At 35.2% G+C, this 10,574-nt stretch carries 7 protein-coding genes; 2 read left to right on the top strand and 5 right to left on the bottom strand.

Annotation, left to right across the window (positions count from 1 at the left end):
* The first annotated feature begins 69 nt into the window (after positions 1–69).
* Positions 70–852: a phosphonate ABC transporter ATP-binding protein gene (locus IQ228_RS12775; protein WP_080683888.1), complete on the top strand. Its 783-nt coding sequence runs from the start codon at positions 70–72 to the stop codon at positions 850–852.
* A 505-nt stretch (positions 853–1,357) separates the two neighbouring features.
* Positions 1,358–2,104: a phosphonate ABC transporter, permease protein PhnE gene (gene phnE / locus IQ228_RS12770; RefSeq protein ID WP_370566882.1), complete on the top strand. Its 747-nt coding sequence runs from the start codon at positions 1,358–1,360 to the stop codon at positions 2,102–2,104.
* A gap of 235 nt (positions 2,105–2,339) precedes the next feature.
* On the opposite strand, the gene IQ228_RS12765 is transcribed toward phnE, so the two are convergent.
* From IQ228_RS12765 to IQ228_RS12745, 5 genes are all read right to left on the bottom strand, one after another.
* Positions 2,340–3,149: an alpha/beta fold hydrolase gene (locus tag IQ228_RS12765; protein WP_193963007.1), complete on the bottom strand. Its 810-nt coding sequence runs from the start codon at positions 3,147–3,149 to the stop codon at positions 2,340–2,342.
* A 98-nt stretch (positions 3,150–3,247) separates the two neighbouring features.
* Entirely contained in the window at positions 3,248–3,715 is a 468-nt protein-coding gene (locus IQ228_RS12760; protein ID WP_173401703.1) for an NUDIX hydrolase, read from the bottom strand.
* Between the two features lie 350 nt (positions 3,716–4,065).
* On the bottom strand, positions 4,066–6,951 hold the full coding sequence (locus IQ228_RS12755; RefSeq protein WP_027402446.1) for a response regulator: 2,886 nt from the start codon (positions 6,949–6,951) through the stop codon (positions 4,066–4,068).
* A 240-nt stretch (positions 6,952–7,191) separates the two neighbouring features.
* A complete protein-coding gene (locus tag IQ228_RS12750) occupies positions 7,192–9,816 on the bottom strand; it encodes a methyl-accepting chemotaxis protein (RefSeq protein ID WP_193963006.1) in 2,625 nt (874 codons plus the stop codon).
* 59 nt (positions 9,817–9,875) lie between these two features.
* Positions 9,876–10,373 (bottom strand): chemotaxis protein CheW, encoded by a 498-nt coding sequence (locus tag IQ228_RS12745; RefSeq protein ID WP_027402448.1) that lies wholly within the window; start codon positions 10,371–10,373, stop codon positions 9,876–9,878.
* Positions 10,374–10,574 lie beyond the last annotated feature (201 nt).

Genomic DNA, 10,574 nt, shown 5'->3' with positions numbered 1-10,574 from the left:
CCCCCAACCCCTCCCCGCAAGCGAGGAGGGGAGCAGGATAGAACAAAAATTATCATATTCCCATTAGCCATGACTATTGATCAAGTAGCACATAAAAATTATCATTTATCCAACTTATCTCAAAGTAACGTGAATTTTATTGAATGTTGTAATTTGGAAACAGGTTATATTGCATCTCTACAGCGACCAATTTTAAATAATATTAATTGCCAAATTAATCAAGGTGAATTTGTAGTCTTGCTAGGATTGAATGGGGCGGGTAAATCAACATTATTAAAATCACTTGTGGGGTTAGTTCCCTTGATTAAGGGAGAAATTAAAATTAATGGTGTGTCTGTAAGTGAGCAAAACTTACCGCAAATCCGTCGAGATGTGGGAATGCTATTTCAGGGAGGGGGCTTAATTCGCCAATTATCAGCAATTGATAATGTTTTGTGTGGCAGGTTGGGGGTGAGAAAAACGAGGCAAACTTTATGGGGATTTGGGCAACGCGATCGCACCTTAGCCTTAGAATTATTAACACAACTAGGTTTGCAAGAACAAGCATATCAAAAAACTAGTAAATTAAGCGGTGGACAACAACAAAAAGTAGCGATCGCTAGAGCATTAATGCAATCTCCACAAATACTTTTAGCCGATGAACCCACCACAGGTTTAGATGTGGTAGCCTCCCAACAAGTCATGGCAACTTTATCAGAATTGCATCAACAAGGATTAACTATAATTACCGTTTTACATGACTTAGCTCTAGCTAAAGAATATGCTCAAAGAGCGATAATTTTAGATAATGGAAAAGTAGTTTATGATGGCAAATGTGAAAATTTACAACAGCGATTTTTATCAACTATCTAAGTAGTGAGACAGAATTAATTACACAATGTCACTGCGTTAGCGTAGCGTGGCGTTAGCCATATGGAACGAAGTGAAATGAAGCAATTCCAAGGGTTGTGATTGCTTCCCTTCCCTCGCAATGACTGTAAATATTTTTGTCCAATTACTTAATTTGAGGAATAATGGTGATTCGATAACTTGTGTGTACACCGTAGCTTTATAAGGGGAAAGGGGGGTAAAAATGTGATGAAAATTACGGGATACGACTTTTCAAACATCCTCTAAGGGACTTCCAATTAAAAAAATACCCAAAAATTTCTTGTGGTGCGGGACGAATTGCCTGCTAATCATTAAGGACAGGCAGGATGCCCATCCCACAAAATTGGGTAATTTATTTTTTGGTGTTCCCTAACGCCACGCTACGCTATCAGCAAACCCTAAATAAAATAATCAAAATTATATGGAGTAATTTAAAAAAATGAAAAAATTTTCTAATTCACAAATTTTTCATCGTTATCCTTGGTTTATGCCTTCACTTGTCTTCCTATTAATGATAGGAATTTATATTTGGGCATTACAAGGATTAAAAGTTGATCTGAAATTATTAAAAGATAGCTGGCCTTTTATCACAGACTTCATTTCTCGGTTATTTCCTCCCAACTTGCAAGTTTTAGACATTGCCATTAAAGGATTAATTGAAACCGTGCAGATGTCCGTCTGGGGAACATCCATAGGTGCAGTTTTATCCTTACCAATTGCCATAGCCAGTTCTAATAATATCGCCCCTTTATGGTTAAGATGGATAGCAAACTTACTGCAAAATGCTGTGCGTTCCGTACCTTCAATTATCTTAGGTTTAATCTTCGTAGCTGCTACAGGTTTAGGCGCACCCGCTGGAACATTGGCATTATCAATATATACTATTGGCTATCTTGCTAAATTTTATCAACAAGCGATAGAATCAGTAGATTATCATTCCTTAGAGTCTTTACAGGTAATTGGAGCATCAAAAATACAAATTGCTCAGTATGGGATATTACCGCAAATATTACCTTTAGGATTAGGTTATACCCTATGGATGTTTGAATATAACATTCGTGCTGCTTCAGTTTTAGGAGTAGTTGGTGCTGGGGGAATAGGATTTCAATTAAAAAGCTATATAGATGGTTTTGAATATACCAAAGCCACAACCATGATGTTAGTGCTATTAGTAGTAGTCACAGTTATTGATTGGTTTAGTAGTAAATTACGCCGATACCTAGAGTCAATTTAGTATTTATCTGCGTTTATCTGCGTTTATCTGCGTTCAATTATTCCAAAAATCGGCGTTGCTGATTAAGGGGATGAATTTTAGTCTCACGCAAAGGTAAGATTTTTAAAGGTTCAATTTGGAAATTTCATACCTCGATATGGCTAATGCCTCCGGCTCCCGCAGGGATACGCCACGCAGGCTATCAGCAACGCCCAAAAATCTTACCAATTCTTCCTCCTGACTCCTGACTCGGTGACTACTTATTAATAAAATCCCAAATAGCTTCAGCGACAACACTGGCACAAGTTTCTGGTAAATTACTTTCTCCATGAGCAATATTATGTAACTGAACTTCGGGAATTAATCGGGCATAAGTATTACTTTTTGATATAGCAGATTGTGTATCTTGACCACCTTGCAAAATCAAACAGGGAACATTAATTTCCGGTAAGCGGGTTTCTAATAATTCTGCTGCTATTTCTGGTTGCTTGCGATTAAAAAGTAATTGACAAGCTGTAGAAGATTGTAACAATGTTTGTCTTAATTCTAAATCTCTAGCAATTTTTCCCTCCCAACCAATCAATTTGATAAAAGGCATAATTAAGCGTAAAAATTTAATTATTAAGGGTGAACAATTAAATAACCGCCGTTTTTTTTGCCATTCCTCTTTTTTATCTTCCGCTGCAACACCCTCTGGTGATAACAATATTAAGCCAGATATTTGTTCTGGATATTTTAAAGCATAACTAGCCGCAATCCAACCTCCTAGAGAATTACCAGCTAAATAGACCTTTTCTAATTTTAAAGCGTTTAAAAAATCAGCTAAACACTCGACTTGTAAATCTATGGAATGGTGAATTTTAGGATTTGCTGATTCACCAAAACCTAACAAATCTGGTGAAAAGCAATGGATGTTTTCAGCTAATAATTCCATTGTGGATACCCATTCGCTACCATCATTCCATGCACCATGTAGAAAAACTACGGGTATTCCCCTACCAACTTCACGCCAAAACAATACCCCTTGACTAAGTTTTATGCGGGAGTTACGAAATAAAATATTCATTTATTTTAACTTACTAATTTAGGTGTCTAAGTTGTGCAATTTCCAATTATAGACTTTAGAGTTAATTTCCCAACCCAGAATTTTAAATTTTCCATCTTTTATGCAAGTGTTGTTAAACCATTTAAGTAGTCTTGTAACTGACGAAAATGATCATGAGACATATCTGGTTTTGGCAAAGAACTAGGAGGAAAAGCTTGAATTTCCATAACTTCTAAAGTATCTTTGACTGCCATTTCTCCTTGAACTTCAGCTTCAACAGTAATACAGATAGAATGAATCCGAGGATCACGATCTGGTGAAGAGTAAACCCCCACTAAACGGCGGATTTTAACTACTTCTAACCCTGTTTCCTCTATCAATTCCCGACGGACTGCATGAGGAACATCTTCTCCCCAATCCACCATACCACCAGGTAATGACCAACGACCATCATCCTTTCTCCTAATGAGGACAATCTGACCATCAGGTAAAATAGGAATAATACTTGTACCAGTAATGGGGTGGCGGAATATAATACCCAGTACCGTTTGTCCAAAATGCCATAAGCTTCGTGTGGACTGAATCATTGGTGTAAAATTAGTAAAAATGTTCAAGTTTAAAATTGTTTGATTGTGTTAAGTAGGTTAGCATTGAAAATCGTCGTTATGGGAGGGCAAGAGGCAAGAGGCAAAAGGCAAGAGGGTTTGGGCGATTTTACGTTTCTTTACACAGATTGGTTTTATTGTGTTCACCTACTTACGAATTACGAATTCCGGCGTTGCTGATTAAGGGTATGAATTTTAGTCTCACGCAAAGGCGCAATCACGCTTCGTGATCTCGAAGAGTAGACGCACTGAGGTAAGATTTTTAAAGGTTCAATTTGGAAATTTCATACCTCGATTCAGCAACGCCCGAATTCCAAATTACGAATTACGAATTACGAATTACCAATTAATGTTGTTTCTGCAATCTGGAAAATTATTTCTTCTAATGTCCGCAATAATTCTTGCTCATTGTACGGTTTAGAAAAATAAGCTTTTGCTCCTAATTGCATAGCTAACTGACGATGCTTACTACTACTACGGGAGGTTAACATAGCGACAGGAATATTTCTCAACTCTGTATTGTTGTTGATTCGCTCTAAAAAGCTATAACCGTCAATACGAGGCATTTCAATATCACAGATCACTGCTTGGACTTGCAAACCAGTTTCTAGCTTTTCTAAAGCTTCTTGACCATCTTTAGCCTGTTCTACTTGATATCCACCTTTTTCCAGGGTTAGTGCTAGATAACGACGGACATTAATGGAATCATCAACAATCAAAATTATGCCTTTTTGGCGACTAGGTTGATTGATAGTGGGTACTTTTGGCGGTTTGAGGAATGCAGTTTGTAGTCTTGTTGTTGGTAATTTATTACTGATGTGGGGACGTTCATTTTTTGTAATCCATGATACCAAATCATTAGTATTAATGAGGGGAACTACTCGACCATCACCCAGAATTGTACAGTTGTTAAAACCACTGGGAAGGGGAATATTACCTTCTACTTGACGAATAGCTACTTCTTGTTCACCCCAGCAGCGTTCTACTTGAACTGCGACTTGTTGATGATCATGTTTGACTATCAATACACTTATAGCATTAATGATCGGCAGAGTTTCTAATTCCAGGTTATTGTAGCGGGAGCAATTAAATTCAAAGTAACTATTGAGACGTAGTAATGGTAATTGATTGTTTTGCCAGTTAATAAATTCCTTCCCGTTTTGGGAGAAGATTTGTTCCTGTTCTAGCAAGAAAATTTCCTCAATTACGTCTGTAAAAAATGCTAACACCAAGCGATCGCTCTCAACCAATAAAACCCGCGCAACTGACAAGGTAAATGGGACTGATAAGGTAAACTTCGTCCCCACTCCAGCTTGGGTGTCAACATTCACATCTCCTCGCGCTAATTTCAGGTTATTACGGACTACATCCATACCTACACCCCGACCAGATAAAGCTGTTACCTGTTCTGAGGTGCTAAATCCTGGTTCAAAAATTAATGATAGTAGATCTTCATCACTAGCGCTCGCTAATAAAGAATCGTCCAAACCCATTTTTAAAGCACGGTGACGAATTTTGTCTAAAGAAATACCTTGACCATCATCACGAATAGTAATAATCGTGCGATTACTATGATAGACCGCTTTCATTTCAATCAAACCTTGTTCACTTTTTCCTTGCTTTTTCCGAGTAATAGGATCTTCAATTCCATGATCAAAAGCATTGCGTAATAAGTGCATTAAAGGCTCATTTAAAGCTTCCAAAATACCTCTTTCAATTAAAGTATTTCCACCTTCAATTTTTAATTGCACATTTTTTCCATACTCAACATTTAAATCCCTAATAGCTCTAGGAAACCGTTCTACTAAATCGGAAAAAGGACGCATTCTCACCTGGGTTAATTGTCTTTGTAATTGTTTAGAAGTTTTATTTAGTTTTCTTGCTATTTGGTCTGTATCGTCCACACTTAATTGGATATCACTGGTAACTTCTGCCACTTGGACAATAGTTTCCATCACATTTTGAGATAATAAATTCAATTTTTGATAGCTATCTTGTTCTGTAAAATTATTTTCTACTTCTTGATTACCATGATTATGAGTTATTATTTTTGCGTAAGCTGTTCGCAGTTCTTGATTTTCTTGATCAAGAATTTGGACTCTTTGACTGAGATTACGCACTAATTTACGTAATCTTTCCATTTGCACATTTAACCCATTACGTTGAATAATAACTTCTCCAAATAAATCATTAATCTTTTCTAAATGTTTACTAGGAACTCTAACTGTATTTTCCTGGTTTTCCCTTTCTTTAGGCAGTGAATTAATATCACTTTTACGTTCAGTATATTTATAATCTATGGGGAGATTTTCTGAGGTTGATCCTCTATCAGCACTTTCTGGAGATAATTCAACATTTTCTAATAAATCAAAATCAGAAATATTTGATTTATGCAATAAATAATCTTGCTGATTTGATGAAATAGGAGGAAGATTATGAATAACTTCACCAAAATTAATTCTAGTTGGTAAATTACCTAGTTGATTACTTAATACTAAAGTTTGAGATTGTCGCCATGCTTTTAATGCTAAATTAGCAATTTCTAAACAACTATCAGGGTAAGTTTCTAAATAATGGCTAACGGATTGACATAATTTGGTAAAAGCTGTTAATTGCAGCATTTCTCCTAACCCACTCAACTCAGTGGACATCATTACCAACTCTACTCTTAACCCCGATTTATTGCTATTTTTTAATCTAGCTTCTAGGTGTTGTAAATACTCTTCAACTTCAGTTTCAAATAATAAAGGGATAATTTCTGTATCATTTTCTGATGATAGTAAAGTTGTAATATTTTCTGGAGTCGGTTCACCTAAACGCTCATAAAGTTCGTCAAAAACTGGATAACAAAATTTTCTTAACCAACTATCATCCAGATTATTACCCTTTGCCAATAACTCAACAATCTGTCGTAGCCAATCAACACTAGATAGTAATAAACTTTGTAAATGAGTATCAAGTTCCAAAGAATCTTTTTGAGTCTTTAAGACTTTAAAGGCATCTTCCAATTTATGAGCTAAATCACTTAATACGCGAAATCCCATCATTGCTGCTCCACCTTTAATAGAATGGGCGGCTCTCATTGCAGCGTTAATATGTTCTAATTCAATACGTTTACTAATGTCAATTTCCAGTAATACCCCTTCTAAAGTATTGAGATAATCAGTTGCTTCTTCCAGAAATTGCATCTGGATTTCCAATTCTTTATCTTTAGTCATTAGTCCTTAGTCCTTAGTCAACAGATTTTGGATTTACGATTTTGGATTTTGGATTGATTCCAACAAACAAGTGTGGAGCTTTTCTGATTTTAGATTGGCGTTAGCGAAGCATACGCAGCGAGTATTGTTGATTAATTCCGCTCTGAAGGAGCGGGGAACTTGTACCGAAAATTCCGAATCCAAAATCTAAAATCCAAAATTTTTCGGTCATTATTTATTAATTCAGAACAAATGAGAATATCAATTAGTTGGGAAAGTCTCAATAGTATCTTTTAACTCTTGAGAAATATCTACTGCTTTTTGTAAAGATTGGGAAACTTGACGCGAATTATGAATATTACGTACTGATACAAGGGTAATATCTTTAATAGTTTGACTCACAATTTGTGATGTTTGAACTTGAGATTGAGTAGAACTTAAAATTGACTGAACCAGGGTATCTATTTGCTGGGATACATCAGTGATTTTTTGTAAATTATGCTTGGCATTTTCAATAATATTGCTGCTTTGGGTAACTTGATTAGTTCCCATTGTCATTGTTTTTAATACTTCACCTGTTTCTTGTTGGATTTTGGCAATTATTTCCTCAATTTCTTGAGTAGCGGCTGCACTTCTGGCGGCTAATTCGCCAACTTCTTCAGCTACCACTGCAAAACCTTGACCTTCCTCTCCGGCTCTTGCAGCTTCAATTCCCGCATTAATTGCTAATAGATTAGTTTGCATAGAAATTTGATTAATTATAGAAACCACACGGGAAATTTGTTGAGAAGAGTCCCCTAAACGTCTTACTTTTTTGGTGATTTCATCAACCGTTTCTTGGACACAGAAAATATTTTGCAATGTTAAATCCATCTCTGCTCCAGTTTTAGTAGCTGTATGGTTAGCATCATTAATAATGGTGACAGCTTGCTGTGCTATATCAGCGGTAGATTGAATAGCAATGGTCATATTTTCAATAGTTTCTAAGCTTTGGTACATTTTTTCAGGTTCTAGAATTGCCTCTGTGGCGAATTTTTCTAAATAAACATTTACTTCACTAACAGCTTGTTGAATTTGATTGACAATTGGCTCAATACTATCCTGAAAATTCTGGAGTTCTAGGGAGTCTTGATGAATATTTGTTTGACTATGAGCTTTCAATTTTCTGATCTCTACTAGCAGATGAGATTGTTCTAAAGCATAGCCAACTTGTGTAGCAATTTGGGTTAAAAAATTAATTTCTTCAACTTGCCAAATATGAGGATTATAACAATGATGAGCAATCAGGAATCCTTGAATTTCTCCATGACTTAAAATTGGTGCTGTTAAACTACTTTGTACAGAAAATTTCTTTAACCACTCGATATAACTACTGGTTAATTTTACCTCTTGTTCAATGTCTGATATAGCCTCAAATTGATTACTTTTCCCAAGTTCTCGCCAGTGAGAATCATTGTTATAGACACCAAGCATTTTTTGACAATCATCAAGTACTGATTCAGCAATTACTTTGACAGCTTGGGTTTTTCGATGGAGTTTATAAACGATGACTCTATCTGTTTTTAGAACATGACTAACTTCAGAAATTGCTGTTTGATAAATAGCTTCGGACTGAAGATTTAGCCGAATTTTTCTAGTCACTTCTAGCAGTAATTTTAGCCATTCAATTTCTCTTTCTTGATCTTCTTGTTTGTTGACTACGCTTAGATGTATTTGCTCTTGAATTTCCTGAGCTTTTCCTATAGACGTATTCGCAATTTTAGCATTAATCCGCTGACTTAACCAAGCTACAAGCAACGTCATTAATAATGCAATTAATGATGTTGTAGTAGCAGTTAATTTTAAAAATTCTCTTTGTTGCTTAAAGGCGATCGCTGTATCTTTTTCTACGATTAATTGCCACTTGATCTCCGGTAAACCTGATATTTTGGAAAATGGTATATAAGTAATAAGTTGCTGCTTTTGATTATTTTTGGCAATGGCTGTAAATGTATCAATATTTTTGGTATTCAAAACATTAGTTAAACTCGGATATATATCTACGAGTTTTTCACCAAACATATCTTGATAGGAACTAATTAAAATTTTTCCTGCTGCATCTAAAAAATAATATTGATTAGTCTCATCTATATAACCTTGGATTACTTTTTTTAAAGCCTTTAGAGGTATACGAGTTCTGACTATACCAATAGTATTACCCTCCACTGCATCCTTAATTGGTGCAGCTATATAAATCACTGTGCCGATATTTTTAACTATTTCTGGTTGACTAATAATAGGAGTATTTTGTTTAACTACATCTTGAAAATAGATCAGTTGTTTTTCTGGACTTAAAGACTCTCCTGATGATTGCATAATCACTTGTCCATTCAGATCAAATATGGCTACACTATCATAAACATGACTATTTTTGATCAAGCTATCTAAGGAGGCTTTTGTTTCTATATTAATTGTGCTGGGATCAACTTTCGATATTTGCCTAAATTTTTCTGCTATTGCTTTTTCTGTATCTTGCATCGGACTTGAAAAAGATATATTAGATAGGATCTGAATATCTCCATAGCGTTGTCCAATAAAGTTATTAACTTTATCACTTAAATTAATTGCTGTATTTTCTTGGGATGTAATAATTTGCTTTGTAATTAACTTACTACCAAACATATAAGCGATCGCCCCAATTCCCAGAACTGGTAAAGTACCAATAGCTATAGATAAAATTATAGATTGGGTACTTAACTTAAATTGTCGCAAATATTCTAACCTCTCATACCAAGACCTCTGATCACTGGAACTTTTTCCTCTATTATCAACAACTTTAGTTGGAGAAATTAAAGATGCTTGATTTTGAGAATTGCTACTTTGTTTGATATCAGTTTTATTCAACATATATTCTTCGCACCACATCTATAAAATAAAAAGTTACCGCTTTCTTCGAGTATTAATTATTAGTTAATACAAAAAACATCTGAACTTAAAATATGTACTGCATTTAATACCAATAAAATTTCTTCTTGTTGTACCACACAACCACATAAGTAAGGTACTAAACTAGATGCTACTTGTCCGACAGGGGAACGGATATCATCAGCAATAAACTTGGTTGTTCCTTTAATTTCTTGAACGACTAAACCTAAAATTATTGATTCTATTTGAATAACAATAATATTATACTGACGCAATCGGTGATCAAGACATTCTAGATTAAACATCCTCGGTAAATCAACCACCCAAATTATATGACTGCGCCAATTCATCAATCCTAATATACAAGCAGGCATATTCGGAATAGCCGTAACCGATGTCACAGGTACAATAATTGCTTCCTGCGTATGAGAAATGGATAAAACAGCACCAGTTTGTTGATTAAGTTGAAATTTGAGATAGCCATCTTCTCGACTATTATGTATGGCTTGATGGTTAAAGTCAAATTGCAACTTTTTCATAAGTAAATATAATTAAAATCAGTTTACTTTCGTTTTATGGGATAACCACAACTTTCTCCCATACTAACTTAGTTAGGATCGTGGATTAAATAAGGTGTAATACTGCCAATGATAGCTATACACTAGAGGGGTAGATGGATGAACTGATAGATGATGCAAACTTACCCTGGTGAGATTGAGGTACAAATGCAACGATACTAT

The sequence above is a fragment of the Dolichospermum sp. LEGE 00246 genome (genome assembly GCF_015207865.1).
Classification (GTDB): Bacteria; Cyanobacteriota; Cyanobacteriia; order Cyanobacteriales; family Nostocaceae; genus Dolichospermum; species Dolichospermum heterosporum.
This window is presented reverse-complemented; position numbering and strand designations above follow the sequence as displayed.

Bases quoted from the DNA above. Each gene is read 5' to 3' on its own strand.
- IQ228_RS12775 (WP_080683888.1), top strand. From the start codon at position 70: ATGACTATTGATCAAGTAGCACATAAAAATTATCATTTATCCAACTTA.
- phnE (WP_370566882.1), top strand. From the start codon at position 1,358: ATGCCTTCACTTGTCTTCCTATTAATGATAGGAATTTATATTTGGGCA.
- IQ228_RS12765 (WP_193963007.1), bottom strand. From the start codon at position 3,149: ATGAATATTTTATTTCGTAACTCCCGCATAAAACTTAGTCAAGGGGTA.
- IQ228_RS12760 (WP_173401703.1), bottom strand. From the start codon at position 3,715: ATGATTCAGTCCACACGAAGCTTATGGCATTTTGGACAAACGGTACTG.
- IQ228_RS12755 (WP_027402446.1), bottom strand. From the start codon at position 6,951: ATGACTAAAGATAAAGAATTGGAAATCCAGATGCAATTTCTGGAAGAA.
- IQ228_RS12750 (WP_193963006.1), bottom strand. From the start codon at position 9,816: ATGTTGAATAAAACTGATATCAAACAAAGTAGCAATTCTCAAAATCAA.
- IQ228_RS12745 (WP_027402448.1), bottom strand. From the start codon at position 10,373: ATGAAAAAGTTGCAATTTGACTTTAACCATCAAGCCATACATAATAGT.